Below are 21,512 nucleotides of genomic sequence, written 5' to 3'. Positions count from 1 at the left end.
CCAAACCCCCTGATTTCTAAGGGCTTAGGTGACAAAAAATGCGACCGTTGCGATCGCGAGTGTGCCTGATGTGATGTGGTCGAAGGCGTGCCGCTAAAGACTGTGGCGGTCTCAGGGACGGGTGATCCTGTAGACCAGCAAATCATCTGAATCAGTAAGCTTGGTTGAGGTCCTGTCGAGATAGTCGATCAGGCCCTTATGATGCTCCACGAACAGCAGGTCCTGCTTGTCTGTGGCGTTCTTGGCCACGCCGAACAGATCCGCGCCTTGCGCGCGCAGCTCCTCGAGCTGTGCGATCGCAGTGGCGTCATCCGCGACGAATTTCGACCACTCGGTATCGCCTCCGCCAGGCGGGAACACCCAGCCGCGCGCCCTGCTGTAGTAGACTGCGACGGGATCGCCGACTTCGGGCGCGATGGCAACGACGAGATCGCCCGGTTGCGCCAGCCGCGCCAGTTCCTCGCCCAGCAGCTTGCCCTTTATCGCGATTGGCTTCTTCATCGTCCTGACGAGGGGAAGGGTCGACCAGCCGAGCGCGATGGCGACGATACAGATCAAGCGAAGCGCCACCGCCGGCGTTGGAAAGGTTCTCGATGCAAGCGTTGCCAGAAGAAGCGCGCCATGGCCGCAGAATATCGCGACCGGCACATGGAAGATGTGGAGGTTCCACACATTGCTGGTGATCTCGCCCGCCGCGGCCAGATAGAGGATCACAGCTGCCGCCAGCCATATATAGGGAATGGCCGAAAGGGCGCGTTGCTTCGGATCTTCGGCGCGGGTAAGCGGCATCCACAAGCCGACCGCAAACAGCACCATGAACGGATAGCCGTAGAACCACAAGACGGAGGTGTTCCATGCGGATTGGAAGTAGAACCTGTCCCTGACATATGTCCAGACGCCGTAATCCCAGATATAGCCGCCGCTGCCGGCGAAATGGAACGGCGGATAGCTGCGGGCGAGATAGATCGCCCAGCTGAAATAAGCGCCAATAACGACCAGGCTCAAAAGCCCCGACAGGAAGACTAAGCGCGCCTGCTTCCACTTCTTCTCCAGGATCCAGCAGACCATCAGATAGAAGATGACGGCGCCGGCAGCGATGCCCGGCGGCTTTGACAGCGCGCCGAGCGAGAAGCTGAGCGTGGCGAGCGGCAAGAGCCAGCCGCTGCCGCCGGCCCAGTATTTGACAAACAGCCAGACGCCAAGGGTCACCAGAGCCAGCATCGCCGGATCGGGAAGGAACGAGCTGTCGATCATGATCGCCGCCGGCATCAACGCGTAGGCCAGCGCCGCCGCGTGGGCGTGCCTCTCACCCCAGCACAGCGCCGTCAGCCTGTGCAGCGAAAACACCGTTACCAGCCCGAAGCAGGCTGCAACCACGCGGCCGAACCAGTCATGCCAGCCGAAGAGTTGGTAGAGCAGGGCGGTGAGATAGCTGACGATCTGGAACTCGCGGCCCTGATAGCTTGGCCCGGGCCCGGTCCAGCTGACCTCTGGAAAGAAGATGTTCCAGCTGCGCTGCTGGAAATTGTCGGCCATCATGGCCGTGCTTATCTCGCGCCAGCTGAAGCCGTCGACCAGCGGCAAGGTGATCTTGTGGAACCTGAAGACGACCGCAATCAGCAGAATTCCCAGCAGGATTGCCGTGTCAAGGTTAAGGTAGCCGCGAGCAGCCGTTTCCCGGTCGATCGTCTCCTGCGGGTACTGCCGACTTTCGGGCTGGTTCAATTCCAGGTCGTTGGGCGCGAGACGCAGTGGCGTGGAGGGCTTGCGGGGCGGCTTTGTCATGCCGGCAGTTCATCAGCAGCGGCTTAAAAAGCAATTCATCCAAATTGAGTATTGACCCTCGTCCTCGTGCTAAGATGGCACGAGCGCCGGCTCGGCCTGTTTGGCGAAAGGATCCAATAAGAATCATTGCTACCATCACGCCTTTGCGCTTGAAATGCCGTCATACATTGGACATAGAGCTAACCGCAGAACTCCGGTCCCGGCTTTCTGCCCGTTTCAACCATTAGGACCGATATCATGGCCTTCCTTGCCGATGCTCTTTCCCGTGTGAAGCCTTCAGCCACCATCGCCGTCTCCCAGAAAGCGCGCGAGCTGAAAGCAAAAGGACGCGACGTCATCGGGCTGGGCGCCGGCGAGCCGGATTTCGATACGCCCGAGAATATCAAGAAGGCCGCCATCGACGCGATCAACCGCGGCGAGACGAAGTACACGCCGGTTTCCGGTATTCCCGAATTGCGCAAGGCGATCGCCGCCAAGTTCAAGCGCGAGAACGGCCTGGAATATTCCTGGGAGCAGACGATCGTCGGCACCGGCGGCAAACAGATCCTGTTCAACGCCTTCATGGCGACGCTGAACCCCGGCGACGAGGTCGTCGTCCCTGCGCCCTACTGGGTTTCCTATCCCGAGATGGTGGCGCTGTGCGGCGGCACGCCGGTTTTCGTTTCTGCGACCCAGGAACACAATTTCAAGCTCCAGGCCGCCGATCTCGAAAAGGCGATCACGCCGAAGACCAAGTGGTTCATCTTCAACTCGCCGTCCAACCCGACGGGTGCTGCCTATACGCATGCCGAATTGAAGGCGCTGACCGACGTGCTGATGAAGCATCCGCATGTCTGGGTGCTGACCGACGATATGTACGAGCACCTGACGTATGGCGACTTCAAGTTCGTCACGCCTGTCGAAGTCGAGCCCAAGCTCTACGACCGCACGCTGACGATGAACGGCGTCTCCAAGGCCTATGCGATGACCGGCTGGCGTATCGGCTATGCGGCCGGCCCGATCCAGCTCATCAAGGCGATGGACATGATCCAGGGTCAGCAGACCTCCGGCGCGACCTCGATCGCCCAGTGGGCGGCCGTCGAAGCGCTGAACGGCACGCAGGACTTCATCCCCGAGAACAAGAAGATCTTCGAAGGCCGCCGCGATCTCGTCGTGTCCATGCTGAACCAGGCCAAGGGTATCGTCTGCCCGGTTCCGGAAGGCGCCTTCTATGTATACCCGTCCTGCGCCGGCTTGATCGGCAAGACGGCGCCGTCCGGCAAGGTTATCGAGACCGACGAGGATTTCGTTTCCGAGCTTCTGGAATCGGAAGGTGTGGCCGTCGTTCACGGCTCGGCCTTCGGCCTCGGCCCGAACTTCCGCATCTCCTACGCAACCTCGGAGGATTTGCTCGAGGAAGCCTGCCGCCGCATCCAGCGCTTCTGCGCTGCCTGCAAGTAAGCCGGTTGCGATAACATCGATCGAAGGCCCGCCGGCGACGGCGGGCTTTTTGTTTGCGGCGTTGACGATGTGGCTGCATGTAGCTACATTTGACGTCATGAAGACCGTTTCGATCCGTGACGCGAAGAACCGCCTGACCGAGCTTGCCCGCGAGGTCGAGAAAGGCGAGACCATTGTCGTGACCCGCAACGGCAAGCCGGTCTTCGATCTCGTCCCGCATCAGAAGCGCGGCGGTTTGAACCTGGAGGCTGGAGAGGCCTATCTTCGTTCCAAGGGCATCACGAGGACGGAGATGTATATCGCCGACGACTTCGACGATCCTCTGCCGGAAGATTTCCTTCTGAAGCCGCTGCCGTGACCATGCGGGTCCTGCTTGACACCCACATGGTGATCGCGATTGCGCAGAAGCAACTGACGGAACGTTTCCCGCGTGTCGAGCAGCTGCTTTCGGACCATGCCGCCAGCGGCTTCGTCAGCGTCGCCAGTCTCTGGGAAATTGCCATCAAGACGAGGCTGGGCAAATTGCAGCCGGGATTGCCGTTAGAGACCATTCCCGTCTATCTCCGGGAGGCCGGGCTGACGATCCTGCCCGTCGAGGTCCCGCACGTCATCACCGCTGCCGATCCCGAGCCGGAGACGCGCGATCCCTTCGACCGCCTGCTGCTGGCGCAGTGCAAGGTCGAGGGCTTGCAGCTTGCGACGGTCGACCGATTGCTTGTCGACCATCCGCTGGCGCTGCGCCTCTGAAGCGCGTCGCAATCTTTCATCTTCGCTCCCAGCGCTCCGGGTTTTTGATTTCTCGCATGTCGTCATCGCAAAACCGCTGCACACTTTTGCGCGACATGCTTTAGGCTTCCATCCTGATTGAAGACCTTGCGGCATCGATTCCGCTTTGCCTCGCAAGTCGTTGAATTCCGATTCAAATCGTGAGGGGGAGCGCCGTCGGCGCGGGTGATCTCAGGTTGCGGGCGGCCGCCAAACCAACTAGATATCCGCCATCAAGTTCAAGTTGCCGCTTTGGGAGGCCGGATTTTGCAGCAGAGTGCCGTCATCGTCTGTTCCGACGTCAACATGCTGCCGGCTGCCTGCTGCACCCTGCTTTCCGTCAAGCGCAATCTGGCGAAGGCCGGTGTTGAATTCCTGCTTCTCGGCATCGACCTGAAGCCGAACGAGGTCGCCGAGGTCGAAAGCTTCGCGCGCCTGCATGGCATGACGATCAAGGTGCTGCCCTATGCGACGCCGGATACGGCGCGCCAGGCGCGGGGCCGTTGGTCCGCCGCCACGCTGGCGCGGCTCTATATGGACCTGCAAATTCCGGGGAATATCGAGCGCCTGCTTTACCTCGACGCCGATGTGCTGGCGGTAGCGCCCGTCGACGAACTCTTCACCAGGGATCTCCAGGGCAAGGCGCTTGCCGCCGTCGATGACTATGTCATGGCCTTTCCCGAGAAGGCGGGCGCGCGGCAGCGCAAGATCGGCATGGGCGAGGGCGGACGCTATTTCAATGCCGGCGTCTTGCTGTTCGACTGGTCGGTCTGCCGGGCGAAGGGGCTTTTTGCCAGGACCCGGGAGATCTTCGAGGAGCGCTCGCATCTGTTCGAAAACAACGATCAGGATGCGCTGAACGTCACATTCGACGGCGACTGGCTGGTCCTCGATCCGCGCTGGAACACGCAGACGGGACTGCTGCCTTTTGTCGCCCGGCCGGCGATCCTCCATTTCACCGGCCGCAAGAAACCGTGGCAGGCGACCGTTCCCTGGGTGCACCGTCGGATGGCCGTGCGTTATGCCGAGGATCTCCGCAACACGCCGTGGGCCTCCTTCTGCAGGCAGCCGTCGGCAGCGGGCCGGGTTGCCGGCTTCTTCTCGCATGTGGGAAAGCAGATCGGCGGGCTGACGCGGCTTGCACGGATGCGCGCCTATTTCAGCAACAGCTAGATCGTCCTTGGAAAGTGCATGTGAGCCGATGGAATCAATTCCGAGCGATATCAGGACTACGGCCGCCGAAGATGGCGGAGTGAATCTCGTGACACCGGAAGCGTGGAAGGCGCTGCTGTCGCGCTATTCCCACATCGTGCTTGTGGCGAATAGCGAAGCGGTCGATTTCGAACGGCTCAGAAGCGAGCTGCCGGAGACGGCGCTCTACGTCTTCTTCAACAATGTCTACAAGGTGCTCGACGAGCCCTTCGCCGGTCATGCGGTGCTGGTTGCCCGCAGCGGCGTGATGGGCGCCAATATCGTCCACCGGCGCGAGGTGGGCGATGTCCTGCGCTTCTTTGCCGGCGATGACTTCCTGGGTGTCATCAATATTCGCGTCTCCCCGGAGGAAAACTTCAGCGAGGAAAGCCGCTTCAACGGCGCCAAGGCCCGCCACCTCGATCTGACGCAAATGCTTGGCGATCTCTATCCCCAGGGCAAAATCGCCACGAGCGGCTTCGCGATGGCGCTCTGGCTCGCCGACCTGCAACTGCCGGGCAAGATCCTGCTTGCCGGCTTTTCGGCCAAGAGAAGCGAGAAGTGGAAGGTCTTCGACGTGCACGATTGGACGTTCGAGCAGATCTTCCTGCGCCTCTTTGCCAGAATGGGTTCGATCTCGATGTTGGGCGGGGTCGATGCCAGCCCCTATTCGGCGCTCGCCAAGCGGTTTCCACAGGTGCCGCCGATCGAGATCGCGATGACGGCGGCCGAAGTCTTGTCCGAGCGGCTCCATAATGCGAACGGCCAGATCGACAGGCTGATGTCAGTCACCAAATCCATTCGCGCCATCGAAAATTTCTTCCGGCGCTTCAAGCCGAAAACCCGTAAAGAGCGCTTCCTCGAAAAGTCGAAGGGATAAGCTGCTTCACCGCAGTGTTCTGTCTTCAAAGCCCCAGCGCCGTCAGCATGACGAAGGTGGAAAACAGGATGAAATGCGTCATGCCCTCGATGGCGTTGGTCTCGCCGTCGTTGAGATTGATTGCCGCGGCAATCAGCGTGATCGCGACCATCACCGTCTGCACCGGGGTCATCGCCATGATGAGGGGCTGGCCGGTATAGAGCGCGATCGCCTCCATGGCGGGCACCGTCAGGATCACCGTCGACAGCGAGGCGCCCATGGCGATATTGACCGTCGCCTGCATCCGGTTCCGCAACGCCGCCCTCAAGGCGGTCAGGATCTCGGGGGTGGCCGAAATCGCCGCGACGACGACGGCCGTGACGGCGATCGGGGCGCCGCTATCGCGCAGGCCCTCAGCCATAAAAGCCGACATGAACTCCGCCAGCAGGCCGATGATGACTATGCCTGCGAGGATGCTCACGATCGAGGCCGCCGCCGGTCCCTCGGTGTCGCGTTCGTCGTGACTTTCCTTCTTCCGCTCGGAGCGCGGATAGCTGTAACTGAAGAAATAGCTGTGCTGCCCGACCTGCATGCGCAGGAAGAGGCCGTAAAGCGCGATCATCGCGACGATGGTGAAGGCGGAATAATAGTGCCACTTATCGCTCGGCACGAATTCCGGCACGATCATGGAAATGCCCATGGCGGTGAGGATCATCACGCCGTAGGTTTTCCCCGAATTGTCGTTATAGGGCTGCTCGCCGTGTTTGAGGCCGCCGAGCAGGGCGGCGAGGCCGAGAATGCCGTTGATGTCGAGCATCAGGGCCGAATAGATCGTGTCGCGCACCAGCGTCGGAGAACTCTCGCCGGTCATCATGATGGCGAGGATGAGGACTTCGACGGCGAGGGCCGAAAGTGTCAGGATCATCGTGCCGTAGGGATCGCCGACCTTGACGGCGAGCAGTTCGGCGTGATGGGCGACGCGGATCGAGGCAAGCACGATGGTGCCGACCAAGGCCGCGGCGGCGAGCAGCGCGACACCGCGTCCCATTTCGATCACTGCGTGTTCAAGGAGATACGCGATCATCGCGGCGGCAAGCGCGGCGACGAGATATTTTTCCGCTCTAAAGCGTGAAGCGATGCCCAAATCAAAGCTCCCGTTGCGATTCATGCCTCTTAACTAAGTCACTGATTCAGGATGGGAAGCGCGCCACCGCACTCTGCTATTTGCAGTCTTCGGCGTTTAATGGAATACTGAACGCCATCGGGGCCGGAAAGCAGATCGCGGCGTCCTCGTATTCTCGTCAAGCGGCCGCGATGATCCGGATCCTGTCCGGAGGCGTGCGAATGCGCAACATAAAGATGAGGAGACGGATGCATGGTCAAGGTGGTCTACGAAGTCGTGCCGCATGACGGCGGCTGGGCCTACAGACTGGGAGGCGTCTATTCCGAAGCATTTCCGAGCCATGCCGAGGCGCTCGAAGCTGCGCGTATCGTCGCGGCCGAACAGCAGGTCGGCGGCGATTCCGCCGAGATCAGCTGGCAGGACGAAAACGGCAAGTGGCATGAGGAATATGCCGAGGGTGGCGACCGGCCTGAAACCGAGGTTGTCGACGGCTTCTGGCAGGAGCGTGCGGCTGGCGCCTCGCAGAGCGCCGAACGCTAATCGTCACCTCTCAAAGCCCGTGTGACGATCATATGGACGAATTCGCGCTTCTCCGCGGTATAGCAATTGCCATCCATCCTGAATTCGGTTGCTAGCCTCAATTTGAGTGCGGCATAATCTGCCGCTGCCTCGGGATGCGCGATGAGATAATCCCGAAAAGCCAACCTGTTTTTATGCGTGCGATTGCCGACCGGACATAGGTAAACGCGCTGCGCCGGTGCCAAACCTCTCGATAAGAATGCCCACATCTCGTCGTCATGGCGGTTGCCGCGCGGCTCGTAATTTTCCGAGAGAAGCACGCTGGTGGCATCCTCTATATGTTCGAGACCGGGAAGAACGATGTCGATATCGATGAGCGGTTTGGCGGCCATATCAGGAATGGCGGTGCTGCCGACATGATCGATGGCGAGAGCTTGCGGCAGCAAGGCCAAGAGCTTGCCGCGGATGTGCTGGAAAGCGCCTGGCCATCGCCTGTCATAGCTCACGAGTTCAATCGGCTTGTGCATGTTCATCTCCACGTGATTGCTAATAGATGTGCCCATGATTCTTGCCGAAAATCGATCTGGATTTGGGATCATGCGCCGGTAGAATAGCGACGGTAGTCGTGGAGACCCTTGACCAGCGCGTCGTACATGGCGCAGCAGCGCGGCGCCCGATAGCGAGCCCCGCTGAAGCACGGTCAGGAGACCGAGAAGCGGCTCGAGGCGGCGTCGCAAACCGGCGCCGGCGCCATCCTCGTCCGGGCCGGAGATTTCTTCGGCCCTGGTACGACCGCGAACAGTTGGTTCTCATCGGGTCTCGTGACACCGGGCAAGCCGGTCGGCACGATCAAAAACCCAGGACGGCGCGGCGTCAGCCATCAGTGGGCCTATCTGCCCGACATGGCGGAAACTATCGCCAGTTCGTCGAGCGAGCCGACCGGCTGCCGCCTTTTGCCGTCTACCAGATGGAGGGTTTCTGGGATGCCGACGGCATGCAGATTGCGGAGGCGATCAAGCGCGTGGCCAGCGGCAAGGCCAAGATCGGACGGTTTCCCTGGTGGATTGTGCCGCTCGCCGCCCTTCGTTCCGATCATGCGCGAGATCAAGGAGCTGCGCTATCTCTGGAAGGTGCCGCTCAGAATGAGCGACGCCAAGCTTGTTGCCGAGCTCGGCCAAGAGCCGCAGACGCCGATTGATGAGGCGGTGAGGGCATCACTGGTGGCGCCTGGCTGCCTGCCCGAACCGCATCATGACACAACGACGGTCTTCATCGGCCATTGGCTGCAGAAGGCGCATTAGGCTGCGAGTTCGGACAGGGCGATGCGGGCAACCGTCAAGGCTGTCTCGGCCTGCTCGATATTTGGATCGCCGAGGAACCACGCAGCGGAAAGGCCGCAATAGGCGGCGATCCATTGCAGCAGCCGTTTCGGCTCCAGCCGGGCCTCCGCCGAGACGATGGCGAGCTGGCGGCGGAAACGGACCGGATCGGTGATAACAGGCAGTTCTTCATTGGCGAGGATATTGGCAAAATCGTAGCCGCGCTCGCCGTGGAGACGCTTTGGATCGATTGCCAGCCATCCGCGCGCTTCGAAATCGAGAATGTTCTGGTGATGGATGTCGCCATGGAGAACCACGGGTTCACGCGGATCGGCAAGGAGAGCATTGGCGATTGCCGAGCAATCGGCGAGCGTGCCGCCGTATTTGCCGGCGGCTGGTTCCAGATCGCGGAACCAGCGGGTGAGGGGAATGGGATCAGGAAGCGGTTTTTCGCGCGGCGCATGCAGCCGCGCGGCGGTCGCACAGAGGATGCGGCTCGCCTCGTCGTCCTCGCCGTTCATCGCCATGGAAAGCAGCGAGCGTTTTCCCATTGCTCTTTCCAGTAGCACCGCGTCGCCCTCATGGGCATAGACATAGGCCGCGCCGTCGCCGTCCCACCATTGCATCAGCAGTGCGCCGTATCGTTCGTCGATATCGGCAGCCACTTTCAGCATGGCGGGCCTGTCCTGCCAGAGGACCGGCAGCAGACGGCTCGAATGGGTGATGATGGGCTCGCCGTCTGATATCAGCGACCAGCGTTCGAGATAGGGAGCGAACATGGCGACACCCTAGAAAGATGCGTTGCAAAAGGAAATCCCGCCTTCCGGCGAGATTTTGCAACTCGTAGCGTGAAGACTCACGCGACCTTTTCGAGAGTGGGGTAGTCGACATAGCCCTTGGCAGTGCCGCCATAGAAGGTCGACTGGTCGGGCGTGTTGAGCGGCAGATTATTCGCCAGCCGTTCGACGAGGTCGGGATTGGCGATGAAGGGCTTGCCGAAGGCGACGAGATCGGCGCGGCCGCTTTCGACGGCATCGACCGCCAGGTCGCGGTCATAGCCGTTATTGACCATCCAGTTGGCCTTGCCACCGGCCTTTTCATAGGTACGGCGCAGTGCCTTGTAATCGAAGGGAGGATTGTCGCCCTGCTTGTAATCACGGTCGCCGCCCGTCTGGCCTTCGATGACGTGGATATAAGCGAGGTCGTATTTGGCCAGTCCCTCGACGACATGGGCGAAGGTGGCCTGCGGATTGGAATCGTAGCTTTCGCCCGACGGCGTCACCGGTGAAATGCGGATCGCGGTGCGGCCGGCACCGACTTCGCTGACGACGGCATCCACGACTTCGAAGGCGAGGCGCGTGCGGTTCTCGATCGAGCCGCCATATTGGTCGGTGCGGTCGTTGACGCCGTCACGAATGAACTGGTCGAGCAGATAGCCGTTGGCGCCATGGATTTCGACACCGTCAAAGCCGGCGTCCATGGCGGCGCGGGCAGCCTTGCGGTAATCCTCGACGATGCCAGGGATTTCGGAGGTTTCGAGCGCGCGCGGCTCGGAGGTGTCGGCGAAGCTGCCGCTGCCGTCGGCGTTGACCAGATAGGTCTTGGCCTTGGCGACGCGATTGGTCGAAGAGACCGGCTTGCCGCCATTCGGCTGCAGCGTCGTGTGCGAAATGCGGCCGACATGCCACATCTGTACGACGATCTTGCCGCCGGCGGCGTGAACGGCGTCGGTCACACGCTTCCAGCCTTCGAGCGCTGCCTTGCTATAAAGACCGGGCACGTCGGCATAACCCTGGCCTTGATGGGTGATCGCAGTCGCTTCGGTGATGATCAGTCCTGCCGTGGCGCGCTGGCGGTAATATTCGACGTTGAGGTCGTTTGGGATCGCGCCCGGCGAGCGGTTGCGAGTGAGCGGCGCCATGACGATGCGGTTCTTGACGGTGATGTCGCCAACCTTGGTGGGTTCGAAAAGCTTGGCCATGATGGTCCTTTCTTTTGCGGGAGGGATCACTCGGCGGGGGCAAGGGCGGCCCGGCCCCAGGCGGAGAGATGGTCGAGCGCCGCTGCGGCAAGGCCGATCGGGGCCATCAGGCTGCGGCGGAGATTTTAAAGGTCCTGCGTGAGCTGCTTGAGGAAGGCTGCGATCGTGTCTTCGTTGCGCTTGTAGAAGATCCATTGTCCCACGCGTTTGGTGGTGACGAGACCGGCGCGGTGCAGTGTCCCGAGATGGGCCGAAACCGTCGACTGCGACAGGCCGCATCGTTCGAATTGGCTGGCGCAGACCCCCATTTCGAAAGGATGCTGCTGCGTGAGGAAATGTTCCTCCGGATTTTTCAGCCAGTTCAGAATGGCCATCCGGGTGGGATGCGCGAGCGCCTTGATGATCTCGTCTCTGTCCATCGCCGTTTGTCGATCCATAAATCGTATTTTCTCGATATATGGATCGATGCTCGTCGATATGCAAATCACGGAGGCGTGAGGCGGCAGCCTCCCGCGTGTGCGCAAATTTTGAGCAAAAAAAGAGGGCCACCGGAAACCAGGGCCCTTATAAGTTGTGAAGGTCAATAACCTCCAGAGGGGAACAGCTAATGCGGTGGTACTGGGAGAGAAACCACGAAATGCATCAGCTGAAAGGGATATGGTGCTTCCTTAGGCAGGTTTCAATGCTTTTTTGTGCATGCCTGCTATGCACCGCACAATTTTTTTGCGGTGCGGCATGCCTGGGTAAGCTAAGGCAAAAAAAGAGGGCCGCTGGAAAACCAGGGCCCTTATAATTGTGAAGGTCAAAAACCTCCAGAGGGGAACAGCTAATGCGGTGGAACTGGGAGGAAAAGCCACCATGTGCATCAGCTATGTGCGATATGGTGGTTTAATGGGCAAACGGCAACCCACATTTGTGCATGCCAGTCATGCGTCCCATGCATAGTATGGAAAACAATCCATAAATTTGATTAAAAATTCCAGTTTCTGGCCTTGCTGACAATGAAATCGCGGAAAGCCTTCAGCTTGGCGGCGTTCTTGATTTCGTCGGGATAGCAGAAATAGGTGTCGAAGGAGGGAACATCGGCGTTGATCGCCAGCTGAATCAGGCCAGGATCGCGTCCGACGATGTAATCCGGAAGGCAGGCGACGCCGATGCCGAGGAGACAGGCGCGCTTGATCGAGGTCTGGCTGTTGATCTGCAGATGCGGGATCCGCTTGTTGTCGGACGAGCGGCCGGCGACCTCGAGCCAGTTGACATCGAGCAGGTAGCTCGGCGCCGGCTCGCCGAAGGTGATGATGCGGTGGTTGTCGAGATCCTCGATCTTCTGCGGCTCGCCATGGCGGTTGATGTAGGAGGGAGCGGCATAGACGTGCATGTGCACGGTGAAGAGTTTGCGTTGGATGAGGTCGGACTGCTGCGGCTGACGCAGGCGGATTGCGCAGTCGGCATGGCGCATGTTCACATCCACTTCCTCATTGTCGAGGATCAGCTGGATCTGCACATCGGGATAAAGCTGCAGGAATTCCTGGATCTTGTCGGTCAGCCAGCCCTGGCCGAGGCCGACCGTCGTCGTCACACGCAGCTTGCCGGACGGCGTCTCGGTCGTCTCGGTGAGCTGCATCTTCACGGTTTCGAGCTTCAGCAGCACGTCATGGGCGGTGCGGTACAGCAGTTCCCCCTGTTCCGTCAGGATCAGGCCGCGCGCATGGCGGTGAAACAGCTTGGTGCCTACATCCTGCTCCAGCGCGCTCACCTGGCGGCTGATGGCGGATTGGGACAGATGCAGCTTATCGGCTGCGTGCGTAAACGAGCCCGCCTCGGCAGCTGCGTGGAAAATACGCAGCTTGTCCCAATCCAGTGGCATTCCCCCGCCTCTCATGCCGATCTTACTCCGCGGCCACGGCGACGGGCATGTGGCCCGTCAGATATCGCTCGGCTTCGAGCGCTGCCATGCAGCCCATCCCGGCGGCGGTGACGGCCTGGCGGAAGGTGTCGTCGGTCACGTCGCCGGCGGCATAGACACCCTCGAGGCTGGTCGCGGTCGAATCCGGCGCGGTCCAGAGATAGCCGTTGTCTTTCAGCTTCAGCTTGTCCTTGAAAAGTTCGGTTGCCGGCGCATGGCCGATCGCGACGAAGACGCCGTCGACCGGCATTTCCGTGATCGCGCCGGTTCTGACATCGCGCAGGCGCGCGCCGGTGACGGATTGCGGCATCGGGGGCTTGGCCGGCGTGCCTGTTATTTCGGCCACTTCCGAGTTCCACAGCACCTTGACGTTTTCCTTGGCGAACAGGCGTTCCTGCAGGATCTTCTCGGCGCGGAACGAGTCGCGACGGTGGACGACCGTTACCGACTTGGCGATGTTGGAGAGATAGAGTGCCTCTTCGACGGCGCTGTTGCCGCCGCCGACGACGATCACATCCTTGTTGCGATAGAAGAAGCCGTCGCAGGTGGCGCAGGCCGAAACACCGAAGCCCTGGAAATGCTGTTCGCTTTCGATGCCGAGCCACTTGGCCTTGGCGCCGGTGGCGATGATCAGCGTATCGGCGGTCCATACCTGGCCGCTGTCGGTGCGAGCGACGAAGGGCCGCTGGTTCATGTCGACCTCGGTCACGAGGTCGTTGACGATCTCGGCGCCGACATGTTTTGCCTGCTGCAGCATCTGCTCCATCAGCCAGGGGCCCTGGATCGGATCGGCAAAGCCCGGATAGTTCTCGACATCGGTGGTGATCATCAGCTGACCGCCCTGTTCGAGACCGGCGATCAAGACCGGCTTCAGCATGGCGCGCGCGGCATAGACCGCGGCCGTATAGCCGGCGGGTCCGGAACCGATGATGAGCACCTTCGTGTGGCGGGCGGGCATGTCATTTCCTTTCGACTGGCAGGAGGGCGGCGGCTAAATAGCGATTACGGCCGTTTCGCGGTCCATGCGCCATTTATGAACGTCCAATGCTATTATTCAAGGGCAGCCTTGCATTACCAACAAGGCAAATCGCCTTGATGTGCAAGAATCCGTCATCGGCTTGAAACTTTCTTGCGTATTCCGCGGCTTTATATAGAAGCTCGCCGCGCAGAATTAAAGAAAGGCCGCGAAGTGGGTCGCACGGAACTCGACGTCATCGACATAAAGATCCTCCGGGAGCTGCAGGCCGACGGCCGCATGACCAATGTCGAGCTCGCCGATCGCGTCGGTATTTCGGCGCCGCCCTGCCTGCGCCGGGTGCGCAAGCTCGAGGAAGCCGGCATCATCGAAGGCTATCACGCCATGCTGAACAGCCCGAAGCTCGGCTTCGACCTGGTCGCTTTCTGCATGGTTGGGCTCAAGCATCAGTCGGAAGGCAATCTCAAGGCCTTTGCCGCCGCCACCACCGAATGGCCGCTGGTGCGGCAGGCCTGGATGGTCTCGGGCGACAGCGATTTCCTGCTGCATTGCGTGGCGGAGAACCTCACCCACTTCCAGGACTTCGTCATCGAAGTTCTGACGGCGAACGAACATGTAGATACCGTGCGCACCATGCTGACGATCCGCCAGGTGAAGAAACTCGGACTGGTAGAAGTCTGAAAAGCTTATTTACGCGAGGCATAGCCGCCGCGGTTGATGCCGTGCCGCTGGAGCTTGTCGTAAAACGTCTTTCTCGGGATGCCGAGCGCCTCGATGGTGCGGCGCACGTCGCCGTCATTGCTCGCGAGCGCATCGCGGATGATCTCGGCCTCGTAGCGTTCCAGCCGCTCGGGCAGCGTGCCGCCCGCCGGCTGCGGGGGAAGGGGCGCTGCTGCGCCGCCTTCGACGCCCAGCACCACGCGTTCGGCATAATGGGAGAGCTCGCGGACATTGCCCGGCCATACATGGGTGGCAAGATGATGGCGGACATTCTCTGAAAGTTCCGGCACGTCGCGGCGGAAGCGCTCGGCGGCGCGCGCGGCGAAATGGGAGAACAGCAGCGGAATATCCTCACGGCGCTCTCTGAGCGGCGGAATGGAGATCGTCACGACATTCAGCCTGTAATAGAGGTCCTCGCGAAAATCGCCCCGCACCTCGGGATCTCCGAGATCGATCTTGGCGGCCGCGACGACGCGCAGGTCGACCGGGCGCACCTCGTTGGTGCCGAGCGGGGTGATTTCGCGCATCTCCAGCACCCTCAGCATCTTGACCTGCGTGGCGACAGGCATGCTCTCGATCTCGTCGAGGAAAAGCGTGCCGCCGCTTGCATGTTCGATGCGGCCGGTGCGGCGCTTCTGGGCGCCGGTAAAGGCGCCGGCCTCGTGACCGAACAGCTCGCTTTCGATGACGGTTTCGGGCAGCGCCCCGCAGTTCAGCGCCACGAAATTGCCCTTCCGGCGATGGCTCCACTGATGCAGGATCTGGGCGACCACTTCCTTGCCGCTGCCGGTTTCGCCGGCGACCAGCACGTCGACATCGGTATCGGCGATGTGGCGAAGGATCTTCCTGAGATTGTCCATGACGGGCGTCTGGCCGATCAGCGGCAAAGTCTCCTGCGCGTCGTCGGCAGCCTTGCGCAGCATGCGGTTTTCCAGAACGAGCCGACGTTTTTCGCTGGCGCGGCGCACGCTCTGGACGAGCCGGTTGGCCGGGAAGGGTTTGGCGATGAAATCATAGGCGCCGTCCTGGATGGCCTGGACGGCCATCGGGATATCGCCGTGGCCAGTCATCAGGATGACGGGCAGGTCGGCATCCAGGTCTTTGAGCGTGGCGAACAGCTGCAGCCCGTCGATCTCGGGCATGCGGATATCGGTGACGACGGGGCCGGCGAAGTCGGCCGGCAGGTCGGCCAGCGCTGCTTTGGCACCGTCATAGGCGGAAACGAAGAAGCCGGCGAGCTCCAGCGTCTGGGCCGTGGCGCGGCGCAGATCGCCGTCATCGTCGATCAAAGCAACGGGTATGGCCATGTCCATGATCTCAAGCCTTCCTCAGATGAACGATGAACCGGCTTCCCTCGCCATCGCTCTCAACTTCCATCCGGCCGCCGTAATCGCCGACGATGTCCTTGGAGATGACGAGCCCGAGACCGAGACCTTTTTCCTTCGAGGTGTTGAACGGCGTGAACAGGCCTTTGCGGATTTCGGGCGAAATGCCGGGGCCGTTGTCGGCAACCGTCAGCGTCACCGTCTCCGCATCGGCCGATGTCCTGACCTCGACGCGCCCCTCTTCGGCCTTCGGCGCTACGGCCTCCAGCGCGTTCTGAAGCAGGTTGATCAGCACCTGCTCGAGGCGGATCCTGCTGCCCATGACCTGCAGCTCGGCCGGCGGCAGCGCGATGTCGAGCGTATCCATGCGGCCGGCAAAGCGGCTGCGCAACAGCATCACCGCCCCCTCGATGACGTCCTTCAAGCCTGTCGGCTCGGCGCTGCCGCGGCCCTTGCGGGCGAAGGTCTTCAGCTCCTCGGTGATCGAGCCGATGCGTTCCGTCAGTGCGGCGATGTTCTGAAGATTTTCACCGGCGGGTGCCGTCTGGCCGCGGTCGAGGAAGGTGCGGGCATTGTCCGCATAGGCGCGGATGGTCGCCACCGGCTGGTTGATCTCATGGGCGACGCCGGCGGCAACCTGGCCGAGGATCGCCAGCCGGTTTGCCTGCACCAGGTCCTGCTGCACCGCCTGGAGCTTCTGCTCGGTGCTGCGATGACCGGCGATCTCGGCCTGCAGCCGATCCCGCGCCTGGCTGAGATCCAGCGTCCGCTCAGCCACGCGTTGTTCCAGTTCTTCGCGCGCCTGCTGCTCCCTGAAAATCCTCAGCGTGATCGTCTGGCGACGGCGCAAGAGGAAGGCTGCGCCCGCCAGGAGCGGCAAAAGCAAGAGCAGCGCCAGCATGCGCGTTTCGCGGACCGCCGCATCGACGGACGGTCCCAATGCAACAAGATGCTGCAGGTGCCAGCCGGTCGCAGGGATAGGCATCCCGACATTGAGAAAGCTGGTCTTACCGGCGCCGCCGGGCGTGACGATCTCAACGACAGCAAGCCCGTCGCCAAGGTGCCTGATGATATCGAGCGGCAACGGCTGAAGCGGCGCGTCACCGAATTGAAGGCTCTCGCGGATCGCGGTCAGCCGATCCTCGGCAATGCGGCCGATCGTCATGAACCGCCAGGAGGGAATGCTGGTGATGAGGACGATGCCGCGATCGTCGATGACGTAGGACGGGGCGCCCGAGGCATTCCAATCCGCCTCGACATCGTCGAATTCGACCTTGACGACGACGACGCCCAGGAGACCGTCGCTGCCTGATATCCGCTCGGAAATATAAAGACCGGGCTTCTTGCTGACGGTGCCGAGCGCGAAATGCTCGGCCTGCCCTTGAGCGACGGCGCCCTGAAAATACTCGCGGAAGCGATAGTTGCTGCCGACGAAGCTCGTCGGTTCGCGCCAGTTGCTGGCCGAAACCGCGATGCCATCCTTGTCGATGACATAGATGACGGCAGCCTTCGTACCGGCGGCCAGTGTCTCAAGCTTCCGGCTCAACTGCTCGAACGTGCCGGCGTCGCGTCCCGCCAGGGCCGCGGCGAGCGCGGTATCTTGCGACAGCACGAAGGGCAGCGCCCGGTATTTTTCGAGGACGGTGCGCAGCAGCGCCACGTTCATCCTCGCATCGGTGCGGGCCTGTTCCTCCAGGGCCGCTTCCGCCCGGCGCCGGCCGACCTCGCCGCTCACCAAGAGACTTGCGGCGACGGCTGAGAGAGCGAGTACCGCATAGGCCCACCACATCCGGCGAATGCGGTGGTGCAAGGGCAGAGAGGGCCAAAGCCTTTGCGAGACTGACAAGGACATGGCGGATTTGTGCATTTTTCCGCACGAGACGCAAATGGATTTGTGTGGGTTTTCGCATTGGCGGGTTAGGCGGCTGGCCCGCCAGGAAATTTATTGCCATAAATACAATGATTTAGGCGGATGGCGCGAAACTGGCACGGCGATTGCGAAGAACAGCGCAACAACGGCTGAGCTGTTGGATTGAAGCGAACGGCTCGGGAGGCCGGAGTTCGTTCCGGACGAGCCTTTAGGAGGACATCATGATCGCAGCACCACTCGATGCAGTCGCCGACAGCAAGGGCAAGAAGCCCTTCTACTCCCATCTCTACGTGCAGGTTCTCGCGGCTATCGCCGCAGGCATCCTGCTCGGCCATTTCTATCCCGAACTCGGCACCCAGCTGAAGCCGCTCGGCGATGCCTTCATCAAGCTCGTGAAGATGGTGATCGCTCCGGTCATCTTCCTGACGGTGGCGACCGGCATTGCCGGCATGAGCGACCTGAAGAAGGTCGGCCGCGTTGCCGGCAAGGCGATGCTGTACTTCCTGACCTTCTCGACGCTGGCGCTCGTCATCGGCATGGTCGTCGCCAATGTCGTCCAGCCAGGCGCCGGCATGAACATCGATCCGGCTTCGCTGGATCCCGCCGCCGTCGCCACCTTTGCCACGAAGGCGCATGAGCAGAGCGTTGTCGGCTTCCTCACGAATATCATCCCGACGACGATCGTCGGCGCCTTTGCCGACGGCGACATCCTGCAGGTGCTGTTCTTCTCGGTGCTCTTCGGCATCGCGCTCGCCATGGTCGGCGAAAAGGGCGAACCGGTCATCAACATCCTCAACGCCCTGACGGCTCCGATCTTCAAGCTGGTCGCCATCCTGATGAAGGCCGCCCCGATCGGCGCCTTCGGCGCCATGGCCTTCACCATCGGCAAGTACGGCATCGGTTCGATCGCCAATCTCGCCATGCTGATCGGCACCTTCTACATCACCTCGCTGCTCTTCGTTCTCGTCGTGCTCGGCGCCGTCGCCCGCTATAACGGCTTCTCGATCCTGGCGCTGCTGCGTTACATCAAGGAAGAGCTGCTGCTGGTGCTCGGAACCTCGTCTTCTGAGGCCGCGCTTCCGGGCCTGATGAACAAGATGGAAAAGGCCGGCTGCAAGCGCTCGGTCGTCGGCCTCGTCATCCCCACAGGCTATTCCTTCAATCTCGACGGCACCAACATCTACATGACGCTGGCGGCGCTTTTCATCGCCCAGGCAACCGGCATCCAGCTCTCCTGGGGCGACCAGATCCTGCTGCTGCTGGTGGCGATGCTGAGCTCCAAGGGTGCCGCAGGTATCACCGGCGCCGGCTTCATCACCCTTGCCGCCACGCTTTCCGTCGTGCCTTCCGTGCCGGTCGCCGGCATGGCGCTCATCCTCGGCATCGACCGCTTCATGTCGGAATGCCGGGCGCTGACCAACCTCGTCGGCAATGCGGTGGCGACGATCGTCGTGGCGCGCTGGGAAAATGAGCTGGATACGGTGCAGCTTGCCGCAGCGCTCGGCGGCCAGACAGAAGAGGGCGCTCCTGCAGGCGGACTTCAGCCGGCCGAATAAACCCGCCCGATCGTCGATAATCTTGCAGCGGCCCGTGATCCAACGGGTCGTTTGCTTATTGATTAAGCTCGTTCTCTACTCATCGTCATCCTCGGCCTTGTGCCACGCCTGTTCGGTTGCCGCGAATGGTTGCCCCTCACCATAGCCCTCTCCCCGTAAAACGGGGCGAGGGGACGTGCCCTGCGAGAGGTGGAGAGGGACGGCGAGGTCGCATCTATCCCCCTTCGCCCCGTATTACGGGGAGAAGGGGCGGCAGCCGGATGAGGCGCAGGCGGCGATCTCTTAGGGCGACGATTTTAGACTGCTTGCTGAGAAACGTCTGATAACCAGATGCAGCATGCTTCAGCGGACCGTTTCCCGTTCCGCGTCAGCCGCGATTGCCGCCGAGAAGGCGGTCGTAAAGGGCGCCGATCGCGGTTGCTTCCTTCTCCAGCGCAAAATTTTCCCGGACATGGCGCAGCGCATTCTCGCCATGGGCGATCGCCAGCGCCGGATCTGCGATATAGGGAGCGATTGCCCGCGTCAGCGCCTCACCGTCGCCGGCGGCAACGACCGAGCCGGTCTCGCCATTGACGATGAGTTCGGCATAAGCGCCGGCATTCGATGCCACCACCGCCGTTCGCGAAGCCATGGCTTCGAGCGGCGTCAGGCCGAAGCCCTCGTTGCGGGAGGGGGCGACATAGAGCGTCAGGCGGCGATACCAGACCTTGATATCGGGCACTTCGCCGAGGAAGAGGATGCGATCGGCGAGCCCGGCGGCAGCGACATCGGCCTTGAGCTTGTCGCCGAAGCCCACGTGCTCCGCCGTCACCCGGCCGGAGACGACGGCCGTCCATTCGGGGTGCTGCGGCAAGAGTTCGATCATCGCCTTGACGAAGAGATCGGTGCCCTTCTGATGGCGCACACGACCGAAGCAGCCGACAAGGTAGCGGCCGGGCAGACCGGTCGCGGCAATGGCGTCCTCCGCTGTTTCCGGCGGGTGGAACAGGGACAGATCGACGCCGTGCTGGATGACCGTATGCGGCACCTCGAGAAAGGAGCCGGAGCGATCGCTGGTTGCGATCACCGCATCCATGCGGCGGATCAGCCATTTCGTGTAGGCGGTGTGGCGACGCTGCGCGGCGGAGGTGAAGATGAGCTTCAGCGGCATGCGCAGGAGATGGCGAAGCAGGATGCCGACGGCCATCTCATTGTTGCGGCGGGCGTGCCAGACGCGCTGGCGCCGGCGCGCCGGCCTGCGCCACAGATTAGGGAGCTGTGACCATTTCAGTTTCGGCAGGCCTTCCGGCAGACCGGGGCCGAGGGTCGCGATCCTGGTACCGAGCCGGATCTGGCATGGAATCAGCTGGACGATGGTCGACGTGACGCCGGAGAGGCGGCGCTTGAAATTGGGCGCGATGATCTCGACGTCACGCATATCAGGCAAGGGATGGGTCTCGTCTGCGGCGGGCGATCAGCCCCAGGAAACCTGGAGGATTTCGTAGGCCTTGGAGCCACCGGGCGCGTTGACCTCGATGGAATCGCCGACTTCCTTGCCGATCAGCGCACGGGCGATCGGGGAGGAGATGGAGATGCGGCCGGCCTTGACGTCGGCTTCCTGGTCGCCGACGATCTGGTAGGTCTTTTCTTCCTCGGTGTCCTCGTCGACGAGCTTCACCTTGGCGCCGAACTTGATCTTGTCGCCCGACATCTTCGTGAGGTCGATGACCTCGGCGCGCGCCGTCAGGTCTTCAAGCTCGCTGATGCGGCCTTCATTGTGGCTCTGGGCTTCCTTGGCAGCGTGATATTCGGCGTTTTCGGAAAGGTCGCCATGGGCACGGGCTTCGGCGATCGCCTCGATGATTCGCGGGCGCTCCTCCTGCTGACGCCAGCGCAGTTCTTCCTGCAGCTTGACGAAACCACCCTGTGTCATCGGTACCTTTTCAACCATTTTTCTGTCCTTCACTCCTTGTATCGGCACGTCAGGCGCAAACACAAAAGAAAACAGGTCCCGAAGGGGAGCTTCGGAACCGTGCCACAATCCTAGTTAAGCGCTTATAGCAGATCGCCAAGGCCGATTTCCAGAAAATTCGCATAAACGCAACGCAACCCCCGCGATATGAGCTGATGCGCCCGAAAATCGGGCAGTGATGGGATGGCCCCGGATTGACTTCTTATATTAGAACATATAGTGAACA

At 61.5% G+C, this 21,512-nt stretch carries 20 protein-coding genes and 1 pseudogene; 9 read left to right on the top strand and 12 right to left on the bottom strand.

Features of this window, described 5'->3' with window-relative positions; translation table 11 throughout:
* Positions 1-111: 111 nt before the first annotated feature.
* Positions 112-1,785 carry an ArnT family glycosyltransferase gene (locus N2597_RS14120; protein WP_183597131.1) on the bottom strand — a complete coding sequence of 558 codons (1,674 nt, stop codon included), beginning with the start codon at positions 1,783-1,785 and terminating at the stop codon, positions 112-114.
* Between the two features lie 237 nt (positions 1,786-2,022).
* Here N2597_RS14120 and N2597_RS14115 point away from each other — a divergent pair, with 237 nt between their 5' ends.
* The 5 genes from N2597_RS14115 (at position 2,023) to N2597_RS14095 (ending at position 6,061) form a co-directional block, all read left to right on the top strand.
* The gene (locus N2597_RS14115) at positions 2,023-3,225 is read left to right on the top strand and encodes a pyridoxal phosphate-dependent aminotransferase (RefSeq protein ID WP_038690321.1); all 1,203 of its coding nucleotides are present in this window, start codon (positions 2,023-2,025) and stop codon (positions 3,223-3,225) included.
* Between the two features lie 97 nt (positions 3,226-3,322).
* Positions 3,323-3,583, top strand: a complete 261-nt coding sequence (locus N2597_RS14110; protein ID WP_097604655.1) for a type II toxin-antitoxin system Phd/YefM family antitoxin — start codon at positions 3,323-3,325, stop codon at positions 3,581-3,583.
* 2 nt (positions 3,584-3,585) lie between these two features.
* Entirely contained in the window at positions 3,586-3,972 is a 387-nt protein-coding gene (locus N2597_RS14105) for a type II toxin-antitoxin system VapC family toxin (RefSeq protein WP_097604657.1), read from the top strand.
* Between the two features lie 285 nt (positions 3,973-4,257).
* On the top strand, positions 4,258-5,163 hold the full coding sequence (locus N2597_RS14100; protein WP_097604660.1) for a glycosyltransferase family 8 protein: 906 nt from the start codon (positions 4,258-4,260) through the stop codon (positions 5,161-5,163).
* A 28-nt stretch (positions 5,164-5,191) separates the two neighbouring features.
* The gene (locus N2597_RS14095) at positions 5,192-6,061 is read left to right on the top strand and encodes a 3-deoxy-manno-octulosonate cytidylyltransferase (protein ID WP_183597133.1); all 870 of its coding nucleotides are present in this window, start codon (positions 5,192-5,194) and stop codon (positions 6,059-6,061) included.
* A 25-nt stretch (positions 6,062-6,086) separates the two neighbouring features.
* On the opposite strand, the gene N2597_RS14090 is transcribed toward N2597_RS14095, so the two are convergent.
* Positions 6,087-7,184: a calcium:cation antiporter gene (locus tag N2597_RS14090; RefSeq protein ID WP_183597135.1), complete on the bottom strand. Its 1,098-nt coding sequence runs from the start codon at positions 7,182-7,184 to the stop codon at positions 6,087-6,089.
* 231 nt (positions 7,185-7,415) lie between these two features.
* On the opposite strand from N2597_RS14090, the gene N2597_RS14085 reads away from it, so the two are divergent.
* Entirely contained in the window at positions 7,416-7,703 is a 288-nt protein-coding gene (locus N2597_RS14085; RefSeq protein WP_183597137.1) for a DUF2188 domain-containing protein, read from the top strand.
* On the opposite strand, the gene N2597_RS14080 is transcribed toward N2597_RS14085, so the two are convergent.
* On the bottom strand, positions 7,700-8,215 hold the full coding sequence (locus N2597_RS14080) for a GrpB family protein (protein ID WP_183597313.1): 516 nt from the start codon (positions 8,213-8,215) through the stop codon (positions 7,700-7,702). The two genes, N2597_RS14085 and N2597_RS14080, sit on opposite strands and share 4 nt — an antisense overlap.
* Positions 8,216-8,386: 171 nt before the next feature.
* Between N2597_RS14080 and N2597_RS14075 the strand changes: the two are divergent.
* Positions 8,387-8,983: pseudogene (locus N2597_RS14075) on the top strand (Rossmann-fold NAD(P)-binding domain-containing protein); the annotation flags it as partial.
* On the opposite strand, the gene N2597_RS14070 reads toward N2597_RS14075, so the two are convergent.
* The 5 genes from N2597_RS14070 to trxB all read right to left on the bottom strand — a co-directional run bounded on the left by N2597_RS14070 (position 8,980) and on the right by trxB (position 13,846).
* Positions 8,980-9,780 (bottom strand): aminoglycoside phosphotransferase family protein, encoded by an 801-nt coding sequence (locus N2597_RS14070; RefSeq protein WP_183597139.1) that lies wholly within the window; start codon positions 9,778-9,780, stop codon positions 8,980-8,982. The pseudogene N2597_RS14075 and the gene N2597_RS14070 sit on opposite strands and share 4 nt — an antisense overlap.
* 77 nt (positions 9,781-9,857) lie before the next feature.
* A complete protein-coding gene (locus N2597_RS14065) occupies positions 9,858-10,982 on the bottom strand; it encodes an alkene reductase (protein ID WP_183597141.1) in 1,125 nt (374 codons plus the stop codon).
* Positions 10,983-11,107: 125 nt separating this feature from the next.
* Positions 11,108-11,401 carry an ArsR/SmtB family transcription factor gene (locus N2597_RS14060; protein WP_077991754.1) on the bottom strand — a complete coding sequence of 98 codons (294 nt, stop codon included), beginning with the start codon at positions 11,399-11,401 and terminating at the stop codon, positions 11,108-11,110.
* A gap of 551 nt (positions 11,402-11,952) precedes the next feature.
* Positions 11,953-12,849 (bottom strand): LysR family transcriptional regulator VtlR, encoded by an 897-nt coding sequence (locus N2597_RS14055; RefSeq protein WP_004671024.1) that lies wholly within the window; start codon positions 12,847-12,849, stop codon positions 11,953-11,955.
* Positions 12,850-12,871: 22 nt separating this feature from the next.
* A complete protein-coding gene (gene trxB / locus N2597_RS14050) occupies positions 12,872-13,846 on the bottom strand; it encodes a thioredoxin-disulfide reductase (RefSeq protein ID WP_077991756.1) in 975 nt (324 codons plus the stop codon).
* Between the two features lie 231 nt (positions 13,847-14,077).
* Between trxB and N2597_RS14045 the strand changes: the two genes are divergently transcribed.
* Positions 14,078-14,545 carry an Lrp/AsnC family transcriptional regulator gene (locus N2597_RS14045; RefSeq protein WP_009992419.1) on the top strand — a complete coding sequence of 156 codons (468 nt, stop codon included), beginning with the start codon at positions 14,078-14,080 and terminating at the stop codon, positions 14,543-14,545.
* A 5-nt stretch (positions 14,546-14,550) separates the two neighbouring features.
* Here N2597_RS14045 and N2597_RS14040 read toward each other — a convergent pair whose 3' ends face one another.
* Positions 14,551-15,897, bottom strand: a complete 1,347-nt coding sequence (locus tag N2597_RS14040) for a sigma-54-dependent transcriptional regulator (protein WP_183597143.1) — start codon at positions 15,895-15,897, stop codon at positions 14,551-14,553.
* 4 nt (positions 15,898-15,901) lie between these two features.
* Positions 15,902-17,776 carry a sensor histidine kinase gene (locus tag N2597_RS14035; protein ID WP_077991760.1) on the bottom strand — a complete coding sequence of 625 codons (1,875 nt, stop codon included), beginning with the start codon at positions 17,774-17,776 and terminating at the stop codon, positions 15,902-15,904.
* A gap of 224 nt (positions 17,777-18,000) precedes the next feature.
* Between N2597_RS14035 and N2597_RS14030 the strand changes: the two genes are divergently transcribed.
* Positions 18,001-19,335, top strand: coding sequence for a dicarboxylate/amino acid:cation symporter (locus tag N2597_RS14030; protein ID WP_183597145.1), 1,335 nt, complete (start codon positions 18,001-18,003; stop codon positions 19,333-19,335).
* A 367-nt stretch (positions 19,336-19,702) separates the two neighbouring features.
* Here N2597_RS14030 and N2597_RS14025 read toward each other — a convergent pair whose 3' ends face one another.
* Positions 19,703-20,761 (bottom strand): glycosyltransferase family 4 protein, encoded by a 1,059-nt coding sequence (locus N2597_RS14025; protein WP_096762361.1) that lies wholly within the window; start codon positions 20,759-20,761, stop codon positions 19,703-19,705.
* Positions 20,762-20,788: 27 nt separating this feature from the next.
* Positions 20,789-21,265, bottom strand: coding sequence for a transcription elongation factor GreA (greA, locus tag N2597_RS14020; protein WP_017965278.1), 477 nt, complete (start codon positions 21,263-21,265; stop codon positions 20,789-20,791).
* Between the last annotated feature and the right edge of the window lie 247 nt (positions 21,266-21,512).

The sequence above is a fragment of the Rhizobium sophoriradicis genome (assembly GCF_025200795.1).
Taxonomy (GTDB): Bacteria; Pseudomonadota; Alphaproteobacteria; order Rhizobiales; family Rhizobiaceae; genus Rhizobium; species Rhizobium sophoriradicis.
The sequence above is the reverse complement of the archived record's forward strand: the minus strand, read 5'-3'. Positions and strand labels throughout refer to the sequence as shown.

Coding starts and splice junctions, on each gene's coding strand:
- N2597_RS14120 (WP_183597131.1), bottom strand. CDS start 1,785: ATGACAAAGCCGCCCCGCAAGCCCTCCACGCCACTGCGTCTCGCGCCC.
- N2597_RS14115 (WP_038690321.1), top strand. CDS start 2,023: ATGGCCTTCCTTGCCGATGCTCTTTCCCGTGTGAAGCCTTCAGCCACC.
- N2597_RS14110 (WP_097604655.1), top strand. CDS start 3,323: ATGAAGACCGTTTCGATCCGTGACGCGAAGAACCGCCTGACCGAGCTT.
- N2597_RS14105 (WP_097604657.1), top strand. CDS start 3,586: ATGCGGGTCCTGCTTGACACCCACATGGTGATCGCGATTGCGCAGAAG.
- N2597_RS14095 (WP_183597133.1), top strand. CDS start 5,192: ATGGAATCAATTCCGAGCGATATCAGGACTACGGCCGCCGAAGATGGC.
- N2597_RS14085 (WP_183597137.1), top strand. CDS start 7,416: ATGGTCAAGGTGGTCTACGAAGTCGTGCCGCATGACGGCGGCTGGGCC.
- N2597_RS14080 (WP_183597313.1), bottom strand. CDS start 8,215: ATGAACATGCACAAGCCGATTGAACTCGTGAGCTATGACAGGCGATGG.
- N2597_RS14070 (WP_183597139.1), bottom strand. CDS start 9,780: ATGTTCGCTCCCTATCTCGAACGCTGGTCGCTGATATCAGACGGCGAG.
- N2597_RS14065 (WP_183597141.1), bottom strand. CDS start 10,982: ATGGCCAAGCTTTTCGAACCCACCAAGGTTGGCGACATCACCGTCAAG.
- N2597_RS14060 (WP_077991754.1), bottom strand. CDS start 11,401: ATGGACAGAGACGAGATCATCAAGGCGCTCGCGCATCCCACCCGGATG.
- N2597_RS14055 (WP_004671024.1), bottom strand. CDS start 12,849: ATGCCACTGGATTGGGACAAGCTGCGTATTTTCCACGCAGCTGCCGAG.
- trxB (WP_077991756.1), bottom strand. CDS start 13,846: ATGCCCGCCCGCCACACGAAGGTGCTCATCATCGGTTCCGGACCCGCC.
- N2597_RS14040 (WP_183597143.1), bottom strand. CDS start 15,897: ATGGACATGGCCATACCCGTTGCTTTGATCGACGATGACGGCGATCTG.
- N2597_RS14035 (WP_077991760.1), bottom strand. CDS start 17,776: ATGCACAAATCCGCCATGTCCTTGTCAGTCTCGCAAAGGCTTTGGCCC.
- N2597_RS14030 (WP_183597145.1), top strand. CDS start 18,001: ATGATCGCAGCACCACTCGATGCAGTCGCCGACAGCAAGGGCAAGAAG.
- greA (WP_017965278.1), bottom strand. CDS start 21,265: ATGGTTGAAAAGGTACCGATGACACAGGGTGGTTTCGTCAAGCTGCAG.